The sequence below is a fragment of the Streptomyces sp. B8-7 genome, assembly GCF_058833805.1.
This window is the reverse complement of record NZ_JBYRRL010000005.1, coordinates 60,087-80,126: the sequence shown is the minus strand read 5'-3', so window position 1 is coordinate 80,126 and position 20,040 is coordinate 60,087. Positions and strand designations below refer to the sequence as shown.

Here is a 20,040-nt window from a genome sequence, read left to right as displayed (position 1 = left end):
TTCCCGGCCGCGCCGCGTGACCGGAGGCCGCGTCACGGGAGCCGGCCACGTGGTGCGGGCGGCGGCAGCGGGCGGAAGGCCGGGCCCGTCGTCATGAAGCCTCCCTCCGGGGCGTTGCGGTGTGTGCAACGCCCCTACCGCGCTGCGCAACCTCTAGGGCGTGTTTCGAAAGTCCCGCCTGCCTGGCGGCGTCTGGCACGCACGCTCGCCGCGTTGTCGGGCTCGCCCCGATACATCCAGTATCGGGGCGACCCTCCGCCTTGCGATCGCACGCACCAGACGCCGCCAGGCCTGCCCTTCGGGCAGACGACGCTACTTTCGAAACACGCCCTAGGAGGGTAGGGACGCCACAAGTCGCTGCACAAGAGGTCTGAACCAGTTCGGAGCCCGGTGGAGAACCAGCGGAACCGGGAGAACCAGCGGAACCGGGGGAACCGGGAGAACCGGCGGGACAGATCGGACAGGTGGGACCGGATTCCCACCCCCCGCCGAGACCCGCCGAGACCCGCCGAGCCGCCGCCAGGTCACCACCAGGCCACCACCGGGCCACCACCGGGCCACCACCAGGTCACCACCAGGCCACCGCCGGGCCACCGGGTGACGCCCCGGGCCGCTCCGTGACGTGCGAGGGCCCCCGGCAGTGCGCGCGACGGCGCGCACTGCCGGGGGCCCTCGGACGTCTGCCGTCCCGAGCGGGACCGGGGAACCGGGCGGCCGCCCGCCGAAGGGCCGGCCGTCCGGGCGGACCTACTTCTTGTCGCCGCCCTTGCCCTTGCCCTTGTCGTCCCCGCCGGCCCCCATGGACTCGTAGATCTCCTTGCACATCGGGCACACCGGGTACTTCTTCGGGTCGCGGCCGGGCACCCACACCTTGCCGCAGAGCGCCACGACGGGAGTCCCGTCGAGGGCGCTCGCCATGATCTTGTCCTTCTGGACGTAGTGGGCGTAGCGCTCGTGGTCGCCGTCGCCGTGGGAAGTCTGCGGCGTGGGCTCGACGAGGGTCCCCGTACCTGTCCCGCGCTCGGGCTCGAGAGTGCTCATACGGCAAGGGTACTGAAACGCGTGGGGATCAGTTCAGCGAAGGGTCGTCGGGGTACGTCGCCACCATGGCCAGTTCGCTGCGCTGGCGGCGGAGCACCTCGCGCCAGAGCCGTTCGGGGGCCGGGGAGGAGACGTCGCCGGGCTCGGAGTCGACCACGTACCAGGCGCCGTCGACGAGTTCGTCCTCCAGCTGGCCGGGGCCCCAGCCCGCGTAGCCGGCGAAGATGCGCAGGGAGCCGACGGCGGAGGCGAGCAGCTCCGGCGGGGCCTCCAGGTCGACGAGGCCGATCGCGCCGTGCACCCGGCGCCAGCCGAGCGGTGCGGCCTCGGAGGTGGAGCCGCCGGGGATCACGGCGACGCCGAGCGCGGAGTCCAGGGAGACGGGCCCGCCCTGGAAGACCACGCCCGGCTCGCCGGCGAGGTCCGCCCAGGCCTCCAGGATGTCGCCCACTCCCACCGGGGTGGGCCGGTTGAGGACGACCCCGAGGGAGCCCTCCTCGTCGTGGTCGAGGAGCAGCACGACCGCGCGGTCGAAGTTCGGGTCCGCCAGGGCGGGCGTGGCCACGAGCAGCCGCCCTGTGAGCGAGGACACCTCGGTCATGCCAGACATGATCCCGCATCTTGCCCCGGCGTGGGGAGCGCATGGCGCTTCCCGCGGATGCGCAGGGGCCGGGGCGGGCGCGAAGCGGCCTGTCGGAGCGGGGCGCGCGGCGGCCCCGCACGCACCCGGCCCTCCCGGGACCCGGCCCCGCTCCCGTGCGCCCCGGGCCCCGCGGTCCGTCCGGCCCCGGAGTCCGCGCACCCCGGCCGCCCCCGGTCACGCCCCCGCCCGCGCCCCGGGGTCGCCGCGGACCGGTGCCCCGCATCCCCGGTGACCGCGCGTGTGCACGGCGAAACGGTTCGTGTTGTGACAGAGCCATGACGGTCCCGGGCCCGCATCGGGCTTACGGACCGGGGGCCGACGGCGATTACTCTGTCTCTCTCTGGCCCCTGCCCGACTCCACGGAACGCGAGATCGATGACCGTCAACGACGATGTCCTGCTTGTCCACGGCGGAACCCCGCTGGAGGGCGAGATCCGTGTCCGCGGTGCGAAGAACCTCGTGCCGAAGGCCATGGTCGCCGCCCTGCTGGGCAGCGCGCCGAGCAGGCTGCGCAATGTTCCGGACATCCGTGACGTCCGCGTCGTGCGCGGGCTGCTGCAGCTGCACGGGGTGACGGTCCGTCCCGGGGACGAGCCGGGTGAGCTGGTGCTCGACCCGTCGCACGTGGAGAGCGCCAACGTCGCCGACATCGACGCCCACGCGGGGTCGTCGCGCATCCCGATCCTGTTCTGCGGCCCGCTGCTGCACCGCCTGGGTCACGCCTTCATCCCCGGGCTGGGCGGCTGCGACATCGGCGGCCGGCCGATCGACTTCCACTTCGAGGTGCTGCGGCAGTTCGGTGCGACGATCGAGAAGCGCGCCGACGGCCAGTACCTGGAGGCCCCCGGCCGGCTGCGCGGCACGAAGATCCGGCTGCCGTACCCGTCGGTCGGCGCGACCGAGCAGGTGCTGCTGACGGCGGTGCTGGCCGAGGGCGTCACGGAGCTGTCGAACGCGGCGGTCGAGCCGGAGATCGAGGACCTGATCTGCGTCCTGCAGAAGATGGGCGCGATCATCGCGATGGACACCGACCGCACGATCCGCATCACCGGTGTGGACCGGCTGGGCGGCTACACGCACCGGGCGCTGCCGGACCGGCTGGAGTCCGCCTCCTGGGCGTCCGCGGCGCTCGCGACCGAGGGCGACATCTACGTCCGGGGCGCCCAGCAGCGCTCGATGATGACGTTCCTCAACACCTACCGGAAGGTGGGTGGCGCGTTCGAGATCGACGACGAGGGCATCCGCTTCTGGCACCCCGGCGGGCAGTTGCAGTCGATCGCGCTGGAGACGGACGTGCACCCCGGCTTCCAGACCGACTGGCAGCAGCCGCTGGTGGTGGCCCTGACGCAGGCGACGGGCCTGTCCATCGTGCACGAGACGGTCTACGAGTCCCGGCTGGGGTTCACCTCGGCGCTGAACCAGATGGGCGCCCACATCCAGCTCTACCGCGAGTGCCTGGGCGGTTCGGACTGCCGCTTCGGGCAGCGCAACTTCCTGCACTCCGCGGTGGTGTCCGGCCCGACCCGGCTGCAGGGCGCCGATCTGGTGATCCCCGACCTGCGGGGCGGGTTCTCGTACCTGATCGCCGCGCTGGCGGCCCAGGGCACCTCCCGGGTGCACGGCATCGAGCTGATCAACCGGGGCTACGAGAACTTCATGGAGAAGCTGATGCAGCTCGGCGCGAAGGTCGAGCTGCCGGGCCGGCTGCTCGACTGAGCCCGCCCGGACACGCCGATGGGGGCGGTCACCCGAGTCCGGGTGACCGCCCCCATCGGCGTTCGGCGCAGCGCCCCGGGGCGCGGGCACCGCGCGGCGCACCGCGCCGGGCCCGCGGCCGCCCGGCGCTGGGCCGGCCGGGCGCCTATGCGTTCACTTGCCCTTGGCGGCTTCCTTGAGCTTGGACCCCGCGGAGACCTTCACGCTGTAGCCGGCCGGGATCTGGATCGGCTCGCCGGTCTGCGGGTTGCGCGCCGTGCGGGCGGCACGGTGGGTGCGCTCGAAGGTGAGGAAGCCGGGGATGGTGACCTTCTCGTCGCCCTTGGCGACGACATCGCCGACGACGTCGGCGAACGCGGCCAGCACGGCGTCGGCGTCCTTGCGGGTCACCTCGGCGCGTTCGGCCAGCGCGGCCACCAGCTCACTGCGGTTCATGTTGTTACTCCCGTGTTCTTCTTGCCGTTGGGGCGTGCCGCGCGGCGGAGCCGCTGTCCGGCACAGCGCAGCCGATGCTGCCAGGGTCCTCGGACAGTCCCTGGAGCCGGGTCCGCCGTCGGACGCTCGCGCCCAGAGACGCATCCTGCCTCTACCTGCGGCGGTAAAGCCAATCCGGCACTCGCAGGAGTCGTGAGAACACCCTTGGGAGTCACACGAAAAGAGGGCCGGAGCCTGGCCGACACCCTAGAGGGACTTCGGCCGGGTCCGGTTCCGCGACGCGCCGGGGAGCGGGCGTGGGGAGGTTCACAGCCGGTTCACGGCCCGTTCGGTCTCCCGCCGTCCGTGACGGCGCGGCGGTCCGGAGGCCCGGCGCGGCCGGAAGGGGGCGGAGCCGCCGCGGGGCACTCCCGGCGGCTCCGCCCCGCCCGGGCGGTGTCACGCGTGCTGGGCCACGCCCGCCGCCTTCGCGGCCTCGCGCACCGCTCCGGCCACGGCGCCCGCGACCTTGTCGTTGAAGACGGACGGGATGATGTAGTTGGGGTTGAGTTCGTCCTCGGTGACCACGTCGGCGAGCGCCTTGGCGGCGGCCAGCATCATGCCGGTGTCGACGGTGCGGGACTGGGCGTCCAGCAGGCCGCGGAAGACGCCCGGGAAGACCAGCACGTTGTTGATCTGGTTGGGGAAGTCGGAGCGGCCGGTGGCGACGACGGCGGCGGTCAGGCGGGCGACCGCCGGGTCCACCTCGGGGTCCGGGTTCGCCAGCGCGAACACGATCGCGCCGTCGGCCATGGCGGCCACGTCGGCGCCGTCGAGGACGTTCGGGGCGGAGACGCCGATGAAGACGTCGGCGCCGCGCACCGCCTCCTTGAGGGTGCCGGTGAGGCCCTCGTGGTTGGTGTTGTCGGCGATCCAGCGCAGCGGCGAGTCGGCCGGGGCGCCCACGAGGTCGGTGCGGCCCGCGTGGACGACGCCGTGGATGTCGGCGACGACGGCGCTCTTGACCCCCGCGGCGAGCAGCAGTTTGAGGATGGCCGTACCGGCCGCGCCGGCGCCGGACATGACGACCCGGATGTTCTCCACGGCCTTGCCGGTCACCCGCAGCGCGTTCGTCAGCGCGGCCAGCACGACGATGGCGGTGCCGTGCTGGTCGTCGTGGAAGACGGGGATGTCGAGGGCCTCGCGCAGCCGGGCCTCGATCTCGAAGCAGCGGGGGGCGGAGATGTCCTCCAGGTTGATGCCGGCGAAGCCGGGGGCGATGGCCTTGACGATCTCGACGATGGCGTCGGTGTCCTGGGTGTCCAGGCAGAGCGGCCAGGCGTCGATGCCGGCGAACCGCTTGAAGAGGGCCGCCTTGCCCTCCATGACGGGCAGCGCGGCCTTGGGGCCGATGTTGCCGAGGCCGAGCACGGCGGAGCCGTCCGTCACGACCGCAACGGAGTTCCGCTTGATGGTGAGGCGGCGTGCGTCCTCGGGGTTCTCGGCGATCGCCATGCAGACGCGGGCGACGCCGGGCGTGTAGACCATGGAGAGGTCGTCACGGTTGCGGATCGGGTGCTTGGACTGCATCTCGATCTTGCCGCCGAGGTGCATCAGGAACGTACGGTCGGAGACCTTGCCGAGGGTGACGCCCTCGATGCCGCGCAGCTGCTGGACGATCTCGTCGGCGTGGGTGGTGGAGGAGGCCGCGATCGTGACGTCGATGCGGAGTTTCTCGTGTCCGGACGCGGTGACGTCGAGGCCGGTCACCGAGCCTCCGGAGGACTCCACGGCGGTGGTGAGCTGCGATACGGCCGTTCCGCTGGCGGGCACCTCCAGCCGGATCGTCATCGAGTAGGAGACGCTGGGCGCCGTTGCCATGGCCGACTTCCTCTGCTTTCACCGTGTCGCGAAGTTGTGCCGTCCGATCGTCGCACCTACCAGCCAGTACGTGGTAGCTGCCCGGGATTGCGGACGTTGAGTTCACAGGGGTGCGAGAACTTCGGAAAGCATATTCCACGATACGAGAAACATTCGGCCAGGGCCGGAACGGCAAAGAGGCCCACGTCACATTCGACGTGGGCCTCTCGCACGCTCATGACACCGGCCCGCCATGCTCGCCTCGCGGCAAGTGGTCGCTCGCAGCGACTAAGGTTGGGCCCGGGGGCTTGGATCGGGCCGGTGCCACGACAAGGCTAACAAACACGTCCCGGCAGGCCATTCCCGTCCGGCAAAAGATCCCCCGGGCCGGTTCCCGGTCAGAACCGGGCCGGTTCCCGGTCAGTCCCGCAGCAGGTCCGGGACGCCCGCGGCGTCCGGATCGTCCCGCTCCCCCGACACGACCGTGAGCTGCTGCGTGGCCCGCGTCAGGGCGACGTAGAGCACCCGCAGGCCGGCCGGCGACTCGTCGGCGATCTCCGCCGGGGAGACCACCACCGTCGCGTCGTACTCCAGGCCCTTGGCCTCCAGACTGCCCAGCGCGACGACCCGGTCGCCGAGCCCGGCCAGCCAGCGCCGCGCCTCCTCCCGCCGGTTCATGGCGACCACGACACCGACCGTGCCGTCCACCGCCTCCAGCAGCCGGCCGGCCTCCGCCCGCACGGTCTCGCCCAGCGCCTCCCCTGCGGCGGCGAAGCGCGGGACGACACCCGTGGAGCGGACCGCCGACGGGGCCTCGGCGCCCGGCATGGCCAGGGCCAGCACCCTCGCCGCCAGGTCGGCGATCTCGGCCGGGTTGCGGTAGTTCACGGTGAGCTCGAAGCGGCGGCGCGGCCGGCTGCCCAGCGCCTCGTCCCGGGCCTCGGCCGCCTCGTCCGGGTCGGACCAGGAGGACTGGGCCGGGTCGCCCACGACCGTCCAGGTGGCGTGCCGCCCGCGGCGCCCGACCATGCGCCACTGCATCGGCGTCAGGTCCTGCGCCTCGTCGACGATGACGTGCGCGTACTCCGTCCGCTCGGCGGCCAGCCGCTCGGCGCGCTCGCGCTGCGACTCCTCGCGCACCGGCATCAGCTCCTCCAGGCCGGTGAGCTGGTCCAGCGGGTCGGGCTCACGTCTGCGGCGCGGGCGGGCCGGGGTGCCGAGGACCGCCTGCAGTTCGTCCAGCAGGGCGACGTCGTGCACCGAGAGGCCGTCGCGCCTGAGCGAGCGGGCCACCCTGCGGACCTCCCCCGGGTTCAGGATGCGGCGCGCCCAGCGGCCCAGGCGCCGCTCGTCGGCCATCGCGGCCAGCACGGCGCGCGGGGTGAGCTCGGGCCACCAGGCGTCGAGGAAGCCGGTGAAGGAGTCCTCGCCGGTGACGTCCTCGTCGAAGGAGGAGCGCAGTTCGGCGGCCAGCTCCGGGTCGGTGTGCCGGGCCGCGGCGCCGGACTGCTCCCACAGCGCGTCCAGCAGCAGCTTGCGGGCGCGCGGGCGGAGCAGGTTGACGGGGGCGGTGCCGCCGAGCGCGACGTGCCGGATCCGCTCCAGCGCGGCGGCCTCCAGCTCCAGCCGCCGGTTGAAGGCGACGACCCGCAGCCGCTGCGGGGAACCGTTCCCCTCCAGGGCCCCGCGGGCGGCCTTGCGCAGCACCTTCAGCATCCGGTGGGAGCCCTTGACACGGGCCGCGGCCGGGGAGTCGTACAGGGTGGCCTCCGCGCCGTCGACGAGCGAACCGATCGCCCGGACGGCGACCTGCCCCTCCTCCCCGAGGGAGGGCAGCACACCTTCGGTGTAGGCGACGAGCAGCGGCGTCGGCGAGACGATCAGGATGCCGCCCGCGTAGCGGCGCCGGTCCTGGTAGAGCAGGTAGGCCGCACGGTGCAGGGCGACCGCGGTCTTGCCGGTGCCCGGCCCGCCCTCGACGTACGTCACGGAGGCCGCGGGGGCCCGGATGACGAGGTCCTGCTCGGCCTGGATGGACGCCACGATGTCCCGCATGCTGTGGCCGCGCGCCCGGCCGAGGGCGGCCATCAGGGCACCGTCGCCGATCACCGGCAGCTCGCGGCCGTCGAGGAACGCCGTCAGCTCGGGACGCATCAGGTCGTCCTCGACGCCCAGCACCCGGCGGCCCTTGGAGCGGATGACCCGGCGGCGTACGACGCGGCCGGGGTCGACGGGCGTCGAGCGGTAGAACGGGGCGGCGGCCGGGGCACGCCAGTCGATCACCAGCGGGGCGTACTCCTCGTCGAGCACGCCGATCCGGCCGATGTGCAGGGTCTCGGCGATGTCGGCGGTGCGGTCGGGCCGCACCGCGCCCTGCGCGGGCTCCACGGCGGTGTAGGCGCCGTCGGGTCCCTTCTCGCCGTCCTGGCCGGCCAGCAGGTCGATCCGCCCGAAGAGGAAGTCCTCGAACTCGCTGTTGAGCCGGTTGAGGTGGACGCCCGCCCGGAAGACCTGCGCGTCGCGTTCGGCGAGCGCGCCGGGCGTGCCGACCTGTCCGCGCCGGGCCGCGTCGTGCATGAGGAACTCCGCCTCGTGGATCTTCTCCTCCAGGCGGCGGTACACCCGGTCCAGGTGTTCCTGTTCGATGCCGATCTCGCGGTCCCGGACGGAGTCCGCAACCGCGCCGACCGCGGTTTCCTGCTGAGCCTGAGCGGCCACCGGGCCCCCTTCTGACGTGCTGGGCAGCCGTCAACCGTACGCGAAGGGGACCCGGGAAGGCTACGCGTCGACCTCCACCAGGCGCTCGCCGCCGAAGGTCATGACCTCGAAGTGGTCGATCTCGTTCGGCTCGAAGGCGGCCCCGCCGTGCACGTACAGCGGCTGGCGGGCCTGCTCGGCGGTGGCGTCCTCGATGCCGTACCCCCAGTTCGGCACGGACCAGGAGGTGACGGTCTCCCGCTCGCCGTTCTTGCCGACGGCGATCAGGGAGCACCGCTCGGGGCCCTTGACGTTCTTCAGCTCCAGCACGGCGTGCGTGCCCCAGGCCTTCTTCTCCACCGCGACCGTGGCGCTGACCCGGGTGGCGGGGTCGGTGGCGCGCAGCTTGTCGTGGATGACGTCGAAGGCCGCCTTGGCGGGGCTGGAGGCCTGCGTCTGGACCTTGGTGCCGGTACCGCTCCCCGGGGAGGCCGCGACCGCGACCAGTGGGCCGCCGGCGATCAGCGCGGCCGCGGCCGCCACCATGTAGAAGCCGCGCCGCCGCTTCTGGGCGCGCCGCTCGGCGACCTCGTCGACCAGCCGCTCGGCCAGCCGCGGGCTGGGCCGCGCGGACAGCGACTCGCCGATCACGGGCGTGCCGGTGCCGGGCAGGTCGGCGAGCGCGGCCAGCATCGGCTCCATCCCGGCCAGCTCGTCGAGCTGCTGGGCGCACCACTCGCAGGTCGCGAGGTGCGCTTCGAAAGCGGTTGCTTCGGTGTCGTCGAGGAGCCCGAGGGCGTAGGCGCCGACGGTCTCGTGTTCGTTCGGGCCCGCTGATCCCATGGGAGCAGGATGTCCACTCCCCGTCGGGCCGAATCCCCCGTAGTTGCTCATCACGCCGTCACCCCCCGCTCCTCCAGTGCCAGCTTCATCGAACGCAGGGCGTAGAACACCCGGGAACGCACGGTGCCGCTGGGTATGCCCAGCGTCTGTGCGGCCTCATTGACGGTACGCCCCTTGAAGTACGTCTCCACGAGCACCTCCCGGTGGGCCGGGGTCAGGTCGTCGAGAGCATCGGACAGCGTCATCAGCCACAGCGCCTTGTCGATCTCGTCCTCCGCGGGGATGACCTCCAGCGGCGACGGATCGACCTCCTGCGGCCGGGCCTGCCGGCTGCGGTGGCCGTCGATGACGATGCGGCGCGCGACCGTCACCAGCCAGGGGCGTACCGAACCGGTCGCTCGATTGAGCTGACCGGCGTTCTTCCAGGCACGGATGAGCGTCTCCTGCACGACGTCCTCGGCGCGCTGCCGGTCCCCCGCGACCAGTCGCAGCACATACGCCAGGAGCGGTCCCGCGTGTTCCTGGTACAGCGCGCGCATCAGCTCCTCGTCCGGCTCCGAGGACGCGGACATGCGATGTCGGGCCCTCGTTCCACGTTCTTTGGCCACGGCCGCATCCTTGCGCACGCCCACCTCCGGTGTCCGGGGGTTCCCCCAGTCGGTCGCTCGACACCGGGTACGCACGGCGGGCGGCGGGTGTTCAAACCCGGGTGGAGTTTTCTGTGCGGCGGCGAGACGAGTGAGGACATGCCCTCACATGTCCCCCGCTTCTCCTTCACATGTCCGCGGTTCGCGTACAGCGCCGCCCAACGCGGCCCTTCTCCTGCCCTGTTGCGCACCTCACACCGCCCGCCGGTTCCCCGGCGCCCCGTCAGCCCCCGGGGAGCGCCGCGCAGGCACCCCCGCCGCCGCGGGGCGGACCGCTCAGCCCCCGCCGCCGCGGGGCGGACCGCTCAGCCCCGGCCGCCGGGTGCGGCCGCGCGCCGGCGGTGCCGGGCGACCCGCTCGCGGTTCCCGCACACCTCGCTCGAGCACCAGCGCCTGCGACGTCCCCGGGAGGTGTCGACGTACACGAGGGGGCAGTTGTCGCCGGCGCAGCGCCGCAGCGCGCCCAGCGCGGCCGGGTCGGTGAGCAGGTCGACGGCGTCCCGCGCGACGGCGCCGACCAGGGCGGCGCACTCGGGCCGCCCGTCCAGGGCGCGGACGAGGCCGCCGTCGGCGGCGCGGACGGCGTACGGCGCGGGAGGCGCGGGCCGGGCGAGGAGGTTCAGGCTTCCGAGCGCGGTCTCGCGGGCGGGCCGCCCGGCCAGCTGGGCGTCGACGAGCAACCGTACGACGGCCCGGAGTTCACGGAAGCGGTCCGCCCAGCGGGCGTCGGCGTGGTCCAGCGGTGTCCCGGCCGGCACGAGTCCGCTCCCGGTGATCCAGGCCCGCAGCACGTCCACCGACCCGAGCCGCTCGGCCGGGTGCGCGGTGGCCAGCAGGTCGAGACACACCCTCCCGGCGTCGAACCGGAGTCCCCGGGCACCCGCACCCGCCGCCTCTATCATGCACATGCCACCGCCCAGCGGTCGGACCGACACCGGGAAGCCCCACGCCCCTCCTCCACAGTGCCCGCCCCCACCCCCGCTGAACACCCCCCGAAACCGGAGGATCCGGGCCATGATTGCGGCGCCCGGCGGCCCGGCCACGGCCGGAATCCTCCACTCCCCGCTCCAACGGGGTCACGCCTCGGCGTACTTGGTGTCCGTGGTGGGGTCCAGGGAGAGGCGGTAGCCCCGTTTGACCACCGTCTGGATGAGTTTGGGGGCGCCCAGGGCCGTCCTCAGGCGGGCCATCGCGGTCTCCACCGCGTGTTCGTCGCGGCCCGCGCCCGGGAGGGCCCGGAGGAGGTCGGCGCGGGGGACGACCCAGCCGGGGCGGCGGGAGAGGGCGCGCAGCAGGGACATGCCGGCCGGGGGGACGGGGCGCAGCACGCCGTCGACGAGGACGGCGTGGCCGCGGATCTCGATCCGGTGGCCGGCGACCGGCAGGGAGCGGGCGCGGGCGGGCAGTTCCTGGCACACCAGCTGCACGAGCGGGCCCAGCCGGAACCGCTCGGGCTGGACCGTGTCGACCCCGTGGGCCTGGAGCGGCAGTGCCGTCACCGGACCGACACAGGCCGGCAGCACGTCGTGGTGGAAGGCGGACAGCAGCTGCGGGAGCAGCCCCCGCTCCTCGGCGCGGGCGAGGAAGGACGCCGCCGCGGGGGCGCTGGTGAAGGTGACCGCGTCCACCCCGCGCGCCAGGGCGGCGTCCAGGAGGCGGTCGACGGGCGCGAGGTCCTCGGGCGGCATCCACCGGTACACCGGCACGCCGATCACCTCGGCACCGCCCGCCCGGAGTGACTCCACGAACCCCGGGAGCGGCTCCCCGTGCAGCTGGATGGCGATACGGCGGCCGTCGACGCCCTCCGCGAGCAGCCGGTCCAGCACCTCCGCCATCGACTCCGACGACGGCGACCACTCCTCCGTCAGGCCCACCGCCCGGATCGCGCCCTTCACCTTCGGGCCCCGCGCGAGGAGTTCCACGCCGCGCAGCCGCTCCAGGAGGAGCTCGCCGAGGCCCCAGCCGTCGGCTGCCTCGACCCAGCCGCGGAACCCGATCGCGGTGGTGGCCACCACGACGTCCGGGAGCCGGTCGATCAGGTCCTTGGTGGCGGCGAGGAGTTCGCCGTCGTCCGCGAGCGGCACGATCCGCAGGACCGGCGCACGCAGCACGCAGGCGCCGCGGCGCTGCAGCAGCGCGGCGAGTTCGTCGGCGCGGCGCGCGGCGGTCACTCCGACGGTGAAGCCCGCGAGGGGGCCGTGCTCCGGTGACTGCGTCTCGTCGTACATAGCTCTCGTCCCGCACTCGATCGGGTCAGCGGGGCGCGTCGGCCCCTGGTGCATGTGCACGCGGCCGAGCCTGTCAACGTCACGTGACAGGCTCGGTTCCGCTCGATTGCGCCGCCGTTACGGCGGCCGTCGTGTGGTGCCGCTCACACCTCGGCGTAGTCGAGCTGCGGCTCCGGCTCCGACGCGGTGGTTCCGGGCTGCGGCTGGGCTGCCGGGCGGCGAAGGTATACGGCCCAGGTGACCAGGAAGCACAGCCCGTAGTACCCGAGGAAGGCGACGAACGCGCCGGTCCCGCTGCCCACCGAGAGGAAGGACTGGCGCAGCGAGAGGTTGATGCCGAGGCCGCCGAGCGCGCCGACGGCACCGATGAGGGACATCGCGGCGCCGGACATCCGACGGGCGTGCACGGCGGCGGCCTCACCGGTCAGGCCGCGGGCGGCGGCCTTCGCGCGGTGGATGCCGGGGATCATCTTGTACGTGGATCCGTTGCCGATGCCGGTGAGGACGAACAGGGCGATGAACCCGGCGATGAACAGCGGCAGCGACTCGCGGACCGAGGCGGCGACGATGACCGCGCTCGCCACGGCCATCAGCGCGAAGTTCCACAGGGTGACCCGGGCGCCGCCGAGCCGGTCGGCGAGCTGTCCGCCGACGGGCCGGATCAGGGAGCCGAGCAGCGGGCCGACGAAGGTGAGCGCGGCGGCCTGCAGCGGAGTCCGGCCGAACTGGTTCTGCAGGACGAGGCCGAAGGCGAAGCTGTAGCCGATGAACGAGCCGAAGGTGCCGATGTAGAGGAACGACATGATCCAGGTGTGCGGCTCGCGCAGGGCCTCCTTGGCGGCGCCGGTGTCGTTGCGGACCGGGGCGAGGTTGTCCATGGAGCGGGCGCTGAGCACGGTCGCCACCAGGATGAGCGGGATGTACACCGACAGCAGGACGCGGGGGTGTCCGGCGCCCGCGACGCCGATGACCAGGAGGCCGAGCAGCTGCACGACGGCGACGCCGATGTTGCCGCCGCCCGCGTTCATGCCGAGCGCCCAGCCCTTCAGGCGCTGCGGGTAGAAGTTGTTGATGTTGGTCATGGAGGACGCGAAGTTCGCGCCGCCGACGCCGGTGAGGACGGCGACCACCATGAACGTGGAGTACGAGGTGCCGGGCTCCATCACGACCAGCAGGGCGGTGGCGGGCACCAGCAGCAGGCCCGCGCTGAAGACGGTCCAGTTCCGGCCGCCGAACCGGGCGACCGCGAAGCCGTAGGGCACCCGCAGGATCGCGCCGACCAGGGAGGCGACGGCGACCAGGAAGAACTTGCCGGCGGGGTCGATGCCGTACTCGGGCCCCATGAACAGCGCCAGCACGGAGAACATGCTCCACACCGAGAACCCGATGTGCTCGGAGAGGACGGAGTACGTCAGGTTGCGGCGGGCGACCTTGCGGCCCTCCGCCTCCCAGAAGGCCTCGTCCTCGGGGTCCCACCGCTCGATCCAGCGGCTCCCGCGGTGTGCGGCGGGTGCGGTGGGGGGGCCTGCGGGGGGTGAGGGGCTCGTACCGGTTGCAGTCATGACGCCTCCACGGGGCTCCGGGGCTCAGGTGTGGGTGTGAGAGGGAGTGGCTGAGCACCGAAGGTAGAAAGAGCGCGTTTCCGCACTGTGGCCGCGGGTGACCGGAAGGGAACGTTGCTCTCACCCGGGGCACCGGGCGGCTGAGAGGTCGCGGGCGGGCCGGGCGCCGCCGGCGCTCCCGCGCCGCCGCGGGAGGCGGGCGCGGGAGCGCCGGGAGAGGCTCCGGTCAGGCGGTGCGGCGGCGGGACCCCTTGCGTCCGCGCGGGGTCCCGCCGCCGGGGCCCCGGGCCCCGGAGCCGGTGGACCCCGTACCGGTGGACCCCGTACCGCCGGACCCGGTACCGCCGGAGCCGGTCCGGCCGGAGGGGCGTTCGCGGCCGGCTCCGCCGCGGCGGGTGCCGTTCGGCCACAGCCGCGGCTTCCGCTTGGCCGCCAGGTCCTCGATCCAGCCGAAGCCGAGGACGGTCAGCGCGATCAGCGGCCACACCAGGCAGAACATCCAGATCGAGTAGGTCGCGTCGAGCGCGCCGCCGGCCCGCCGGTCGTCCATGAAGGGCAGGTTGTAGGCCAGGTCTATGAGCGGGACCGTCGCCATGATCAGCATGTTGTGCCAGAGGTAGATCGTCACCGCGCGGTTGTTGGACAGGGTGACGAGCTTGTCCCACCTGGCGAGGCGGCCGGGGAGCTCCTGCCAGGACGGCGAGTACTGGAGGAGGATGACGACGAACCCGAACGACCAGGTGGCCTGGGACAGCGGGATGTCGTTGAGGTCCCAGCCGTCGGGGCCGAGGTGGCCCGAGGCCCACCACAGGCCGAACGCCATCAGCAGGCCGGAGCAGGAGACCGCGATGTAGCGCGGGATGCGCTTCAGCAGGCCCTCGTGGTGGGCGAAGCCGAGCACCCAGCAGCCGCCGTACACCGCGAAGTCGGTGACCGCGTTGCCCGTCTCGCCGGGGATGCTCACCAGGCCGGTGCCGACCACCGCCGTCAGCGCCAGCGGCGCGAGCACCGTCGCCCACGGCAGCCGGCGGAACGCCCACAGCAGCAGCGGGGACGCCACCACGAACCACAGGTAGGCGCGCAGGTACCACAGCGGGCCGGCCGCCTGGACCGCCCAGGTCTCCTCCAGCAGGCCCGACCTGGATCCCAGCTGCCACGGGTAGGGCGGGGCGCCGATCGGCACGATGTAGTTGACGAGCTTCAGCAGGGCCCAGGTGGGGCTGTCGTCGGAGCTCTTCGACGGGTTCCAGCCGCCCGCCAGCATCAGCGTCAGCACGACCGCGCCGAAGGCCCACATCGGCGGCAGCAGCCGGCGGACCCGGCCGCGGATGACGCCCCACGCCGGACGGTTCAGCGAGCGCGCCATGAGCGAGCCGGCCAGCGCGAACATCACGCCCATGGACGGGAACAGCACCGTCAGCCAGGCCCAGCCGAACAGGTGGTAGACCACCACGCGCACCAGGGCGATGGAGCGGAGCAGGTCGAGGTAGCGGTCGCGGCCCGAGGCCCGCTTCGGGGCCGCGGGCGCCGCGGCCGGCTCCGGCGCGGCGGGCTCCTGCGCCGGGGGCCCGCCCGCGTCCCGGGCCGGGCGCGCCTGCGGGTCGGGCGGCGGGTACGCGCCCGTGCGCGGGCCCGGGTGCCCGGCCGCCGGGTCCGTCACCCGCTGCTGCGGTATGCCGTACTCCTGCGCCCCGCCCGGCGCGGCGCCGTCGTGGGCCGGTGCCCGGCCGGGTGCCCCTGCGTCCGGGGGCGTCTGCCCGCCGTGGGGCGCCGGCTGCGGGCTGCCCGCGCCGTACAGCGCGTCGTACGCCGACCCGTAGGACGGGTCGGGGCCCGTCGTCCGTCCCTGGCTCATCCCACCGGCCTCCGGTCGTCGTCGGCGGCCGCGCGCTGCCGCGGGGCCGGTCCGCCCGGTGCCTCCACGACACCGGTGCGGCGCAGCTTCTGCCAGCGCAGCCGGCCGCCGGTCAGGGCGGTGATCCAGGACTGGAGGAGGACCACGTACATCAGCTGGCGGTAGAGGATCTGCTGGAGCGGCAGCGAGATCAGGTGCGTCATGCGCTCCCGGTCCAGGCGGAAGGCGTACGCGGCGCAGACGGCCTGGATGGCCAGCACGCCCAGCCACGCCCCGATGGTCTTCTCGGTCGGGCCGAAGACGACGCCGTAGAGCAGGAACACGTCGATCAGCGGGGCGAGCAGCGGCGCCACCACCATGAACAGCGAGACGAAGGGCAGGCCGACGCGGCCGAAGCGGCCCGACGGTCCCCGCTCCACGACCGCCCTGCGGTGCTTCCAGATGGCCTGCATGGTGCCGTACGACCAGCGGTAGCGCTGCGACCACAGCTGCTGGACGGTCTCGGGGGCCTCGGTCCAGGCGCGGGCGTTCTCCGCGTAGACGACGCGCCAGCCGTCGCGGTGGAGCGCCATCGTGACGTCGGTGTCCTCGGCGAGCGTGTCGTCGCTCATGCCGCCGATGGGCTCCAGCGCGGAGCGGCGGAACGCACCGACCGCGCCGGGGATCGTCGGCATGCAGCCGAGCACGTCGTACATGCGGCGGTCGAGGTTGAAGCCCATCACGTACTCGATGTGCTGCCAGGCGCCGATCAGCGAGTCGCGGTTGCCGACCTTGGCGTTGCCCGCGACGGCGCCGACCCGCGGGTCGCCGAAGGGCTGGACGAGTTCCCGGACGGTGGACGGCTCGAAGACGGTGTCGCCGTCCATCATCACGACGATGTCGTGGCTGGCGTTGGCCAGGCCCCGGTTGAGGGCGGAGGGTTTGCCGCCGTTGAGCTGGCGGATCACCCGCACGTTGGGCACGCCCATGGCCTCCACGATCCGCGCGGTGCCGTCGCTGGAGCCGTCGTCGATGACGAGGATCTCGATGGGGTGCTCGCTCGCCATCAGGGAGCGGACGGTGTTCTCGATGCACTTGGCCTCGTTGTACGCCGGCACCAGCACCGACACCGGTTCGGTGACCGGCGGACCCCAGCGGAAGCCGCGGCGGCGCACCCTGCGGGCGTGCAGCGCGGAGAGCAGCAGCATCAGCACGAAGCGGCCGATGACCAGGGTGCCGATGACGGCCAGCCCGGCCACCAGACCGGTGGTGATCTTCTCCGAGGCCTGGACCAGGAAGATCCACGCCTTGCCCTTCCACAGGTCGGCCCCGGTCACCTCGGTGTGGGCGCTGGGCGCGCCCAGGGCCTCCGTGAGGTTCTGGAACTTGTAGCCCTCGGACTGCAGTTGCGGGAGGAACTCGTCCAGGGCCTCGACCGTCTGGTGGCGGTCGCCGCCGGAGTCGTGCATCAGCACGATGGCGCCCTCGCCGTGCTCGGGCGTGGCGCGCCGGATGATCTCGTCGACGCCGGGCTTCTGCCAGTCCTCGCTGTCGGTGTTGTTGACGACCGTGATGTAGCCGCGCTTGCCGATGTACTCGGTCACCGGCCAGGACTTGTTGTCCATGGCGTCGGCGAAGGAGGAGTACGGGGGGCGGAACAGGGAGGTGCGGATGCCGGCGGCGCCGGTGATGGCGAGCTGCGTCTGCGACAGCTCCCAGTCGATGCGGTCGGGCGACTGGTAGGAGAGGTCGGGGTGGTTGAAGGTGTGCAGGCCGACCTCGTGGCCCTCGTCGACCATGCGCTGGATCAGGCCGGGGTAGCGCGAGGCCATGGTGCCGGTGACGAAGAAGACGGCGTGCGCGTCGTGCTTCTTCAGGACGTCGAGGACCTTCGGCGTCCACTCGGGGTCGGGTCCGTCGTCGAAGGTGAGCACCAGGCGGTGGCGTTCGACGCTGAGGGTGACGGCCCGGCCGCCGCGGGTGTCGATGACCGGGCCGCCCTCCAGGATGCGCTCGGGCACCTTGCTGGTGGGGGCGGGGTCGCGCACCCGGTGGTCGGCGAGGATCTCGCTGTGGACGTACCCGCGCAGCATCAGCATCGCCATCAGGGCGACGAGGACGAGCGCGGGGAGCAGCAGGCGCATGGGGACACGGCGGCGCTGGGAGCCGTCCCGTGTCCCTGCTCGGGGCCTGGGACGGCGGGTGCGGGATGCCATCAGAGGACGTACTCCGGGGACGGGGAGGAGGGAGCGGTGGAGAACGCGGGAACCGCGGTGGGGCCGGAGCGGGCGGAGATCACGGACAGCGTGGTCCGGTCGCCGCCGGACCGGTCGGAGCCGATGCCGTCGGAGGCGACGGGGCCGTTGGCGGTCGTGCCGGTGCCCGTGCCGCCCGTGGTGCCGGTGCCGCCTGCGGTGGTGCCGCCGGTGGTGCCGCCGGTGCCCGCCTCGGTCGGGTCGGGTGCGGTCGGTTCCGTGGTCGGCGTCGTCGGCTCGGGGTCGGGCCCGGTGGTGGCCGTCGGCGTCGGGTCGGTGGCGGGCTGGGTGGCGCCGGTGCCGGGCTGGGGGCCGGTGCCCCCGGTGCCGGTCGGGGCCGGGTCGGCGGTGGTGCCGGGCTGGTCGGCGGTGGGCGAGGCGCCGGGTGCGGCGGGACCCGTGCCCGGGGTCGCCGCGGCCGTGCCGGCGGAGGCCGTGGGGGCGGAGGCCGGTGAGGAGGGGACGGCGCTGCCGGACGGCTGCACCGACTCGCTCGGCACGAGCGGGGTCTCGACCTGGCCGGCGGGTTCGTCGTCGTTCTCGGGCACGGGCAGCCAGGGCGCGTCCGAGCTGCCGGAGAGCAGGGTCATGACGATGACGACGGCGTAGACGGCGCAGGCGAGGCCCACGGCTATGCCGAGCCGGCGCCAGCGGCGGCTGCGTCGGCCCGTCTCGTCGACGAACACCGGGGCGTCCGCGTCCTGAACGGTCGTGCCGCCCTTGACCGGGCGCAGCGTCACGTCGCCGAGTTGCACGGCGTCCATCTGGACGGTCACCTCGTGCGGGTCGTGCTCCTGCGCGTCGGCGGGGGCGGCGCTCGCCTCGGGGGACGGTCCGGGTCCGGCGTCGTCGGTGTCGGCCCACGGGTCGCGGGGGGCGGACGGTACGGCGTCCGCGCGGTCCGCCCGGGCGCTCGGGTGGTGTCCGTCCGCGTACGGCAGGACGGCCGTCGCGTCGGCGTCCGGGGCGTGGCCGGAGCGGTGCCGGCCGGCCGCGGTCGGCAGGGCGGCGGTGGCGGCGGCTGCTGCCGAGGTGGTGTCGTCGACGAACACGTCAGCGGCGGCGCCGGCGGCCCCGGTCGTGCCCTGCGGCTCGTTGCGTGTGCCGGCGGCGCGGTCGAATGCGCCGTGTCCGAACCCGCCGTAGGGGGCTCCGGACGGGCCGTAGGAGCCGGCGGGGTCGCCGTGCGCACCGGCGGGGTCGCGGCGGGGCCCGGCGGCGGCGTCGAAGAACGACGCGGCGCGTGTCCCGTCGGGAGCCGCGGACGCGCCGGACGCGGTGCGGGAGCCGGCCGGGGTCTTGCCGGGGCGGGCGAACCAGTCGGTTCCGGCGGAACCGGTGGCGCCGCCGGTCGCGGGGGGAGTGCCGAGGCGGGGCGCGCCGCCCCGCTCTCTGCGCGGCAGCGGACCCGGGCCGCCCGACTCGGGCGACTGCCGCGGCCGGACGGCCTTGGGGAGGACGGCGGTGGCGTCGGCGTCCCCTTCGGCTCGCGTCGCGGGCCGCCCGGCGATGTCCGGCAGCAGCCACATCCCGTCGGAGCCCGGCCCCGCGCCGGGACCCGTCGCGGCGGACGGCGGGGCGAAGGAGGAGGAGGAGGCGGCGGCGGCGGGTGAGGGCGAAGGGGACGACGAGGACGACGGGACCGACGGAGACGACGGGAACGAGGTGGAGGGCCCGGGGGGCGACGTCGGAGTGCCGGACGTCCCGGACGCGGCCTCCGGCCACTCGGGTTGGGCGTCTTCTCGCCAAGTGTTCACGTGCTTACATCCCCCCACGGGACAGGTCTGGGTGCGAGTCCGACGCCGAGCACCCGTCGTTCGAAACAGGCCCCCACCCTGGGTCGAGCGCCCCATTTACCACACTGTGCTCAGGCCAAGAATGTAGCGCACCTCCATGTGCTCTGGTTCCGGACCGGGACAGACAAACCGACATGATCTTCCCATCGATGGCTGGAAATCACTCTTCGTCACGTGGCCGAAGCCTGTCGCCGCGCGCGGCGATCTCCGCCGCGGTCGGCCGCCACGGCTCGCGAAGGGGATGCACCAGCCGCTTTCTCCCCATCAGGGACACGGACAGTGGGGGGATCGGTTCCCGGGGTAGCCGGGGGACCGCCTCGGCCGTGGCTGGAACGACCACCCCGCAATACACAGGAATCCGTGACCAGGACGTGATCCAACCCGGGCCGTTCGGCGTCCCGGACCATCGGATGGAGTGACGTGCCGCCGACGCCCGCCCCTCGGACAGGTGACGAGCGCGCCGCCTCCGCTCCGGCGTACGCGGACCCACCGCACCGGGCGCAT

The 20,040-nt window shown here is 73.6% G+C and carries 14 protein-coding genes; 1 reads left to right on the top strand and 13 read right to left on the bottom strand.

What is annotated here, in order from left to right; all coding sequences use genetic code 11:
* Positions 1 to 747 precede the first annotated feature (747 nt).
* Together AC5K6T_RS24620 and AC5K6T_RS24615 are read right to left on the bottom strand one after the other, a co-directional pair.
* Positions 748 to 1,041 carry a DUF3039 domain-containing protein gene (locus AC5K6T_RS24620; protein WP_493212317.1) on the bottom strand — a complete coding sequence of 98 codons (294 nt, stop codon included), beginning with the start codon at positions 1,039 to 1,041 and terminating at the stop codon, positions 748 to 750.
* A 28-nt stretch (positions 1,042 to 1,069) separates the two neighbouring features.
* Positions 1,070 to 1,642: a YqgE/AlgH family protein gene (locus tag AC5K6T_RS24615; RefSeq protein WP_493212315.1), complete on the bottom strand. Its 573-nt coding sequence runs from the start codon at positions 1,640 to 1,642 to the stop codon at positions 1,070 to 1,072.
* Between the two features lie 417 nt (positions 1,643 to 2,059).
* Here AC5K6T_RS24615 and murA point away from each other — a divergent pair, with 417 nt between their 5' ends.
* On the top strand, positions 2,060 to 3,400 hold the full coding sequence (murA, locus tag AC5K6T_RS24610; protein ID WP_493212313.1) for a UDP-N-acetylglucosamine 1-carboxyvinyltransferase: 1,341 nt from the start codon (positions 2,060 to 2,062) through the stop codon (positions 3,398 to 3,400).
* Between the two features lie 153 nt (positions 3,401 to 3,553).
* Here the strand turns inward: murA and AC5K6T_RS24605 are convergent, their stop codons facing one another.
* From AC5K6T_RS24605 to AC5K6T_RS24555, 11 genes are all read right to left on the bottom strand, one after another.
* A complete protein-coding gene (locus AC5K6T_RS24605; protein WP_210925055.1) occupies positions 3,554 to 3,835 on the bottom strand; it encodes an HU family DNA-binding protein in 282 nt (93 codons plus the stop codon).
* A gap of 438 nt (positions 3,836 to 4,273) precedes the next feature.
* Positions 4,274 to 5,695, bottom strand: a complete 1,422-nt coding sequence (locus AC5K6T_RS24600) for an NAD-dependent malic enzyme (protein WP_493212311.1) — start codon at positions 5,693 to 5,695, stop codon at positions 4,274 to 4,276.
* Between the two features lie 399 nt (positions 5,696 to 6,094).
* Entirely contained in the window at positions 6,095 to 8,392 is a 2,298-nt protein-coding gene (locus AC5K6T_RS24595) for a HelD family protein (RefSeq protein ID WP_493212309.1), read from the bottom strand.
* 60 nt (positions 8,393 to 8,452) lie between these two features.
* Positions 8,453 to 9,265, bottom strand: coding sequence for a zf-HC2 domain-containing protein (locus tag AC5K6T_RS24590; protein WP_493212307.1), 813 nt, complete (start codon positions 9,263 to 9,265; stop codon positions 8,453 to 8,455).
* Entirely contained in the window at positions 9,265 to 9,786 is a 522-nt protein-coding gene (locus tag AC5K6T_RS24585; RefSeq protein WP_493212306.1) for a sigma-70 family RNA polymerase sigma factor, read from the bottom strand. Before AC5K6T_RS24585 ends, AC5K6T_RS24590 begins: the two co-directional genes overlap by 1 nt.
* A gap of 380 nt (positions 9,787 to 10,166) precedes the next feature.
* Positions 10,167 to 10,763 (bottom strand): CGNR zinc finger domain-containing protein, encoded by a 597-nt coding sequence (locus tag AC5K6T_RS24580; protein WP_493213447.1) that lies wholly within the window; start codon positions 10,761 to 10,763, stop codon positions 10,167 to 10,169.
* Between the two features lie 174 nt (positions 10,764 to 10,937).
* The gene (locus AC5K6T_RS24575; protein ID WP_493212305.1) at positions 10,938 to 12,089 is read right to left on the bottom strand and encodes a uroporphyrinogen-III synthase; all 1,152 of its coding nucleotides are present in this window, start codon (positions 12,087 to 12,089) and stop codon (positions 10,938 to 10,940) included.
* A gap of 143 nt (positions 12,090 to 12,232) precedes the next feature.
* A complete protein-coding gene (locus AC5K6T_RS24570; RefSeq protein ID WP_493212304.1) occupies positions 12,233 to 13,651 on the bottom strand; it encodes a nitrate/nitrite transporter in 1,419 nt (472 codons plus the stop codon).
* Positions 13,652 to 13,877: 226 nt separating this feature from the next.
* Positions 13,878 to 15,506: an acyltransferase family protein gene (locus tag AC5K6T_RS24565; RefSeq protein WP_493212302.1), complete on the bottom strand. Its 1,629-nt coding sequence runs from the start codon at positions 15,504 to 15,506 to the stop codon at positions 13,878 to 13,880.
* A complete protein-coding gene (locus tag AC5K6T_RS24560; protein ID WP_493212300.1) occupies positions 15,503 to 17,701 on the bottom strand; it encodes a bifunctional polysaccharide deacetylase/glycosyltransferase family 2 protein in 2,199 nt (732 codons plus the stop codon). The genes AC5K6T_RS24565 and AC5K6T_RS24560 overlap by 4 nt, the downstream gene beginning before the upstream one ends.
* Complete coding sequence (locus tag AC5K6T_RS24555; protein WP_493212298.1) at positions 17,701 to 19,269, bottom strand: hypothetical protein; 1,569 nt, start codon at positions 19,267 to 19,269, stop codon at positions 17,701 to 17,703. The genes AC5K6T_RS24560 and AC5K6T_RS24555 overlap by 1 nt, the downstream gene beginning before the upstream one ends.
* Between the last annotated feature and the right edge of the window lie 771 nt (positions 19,270 to 20,040).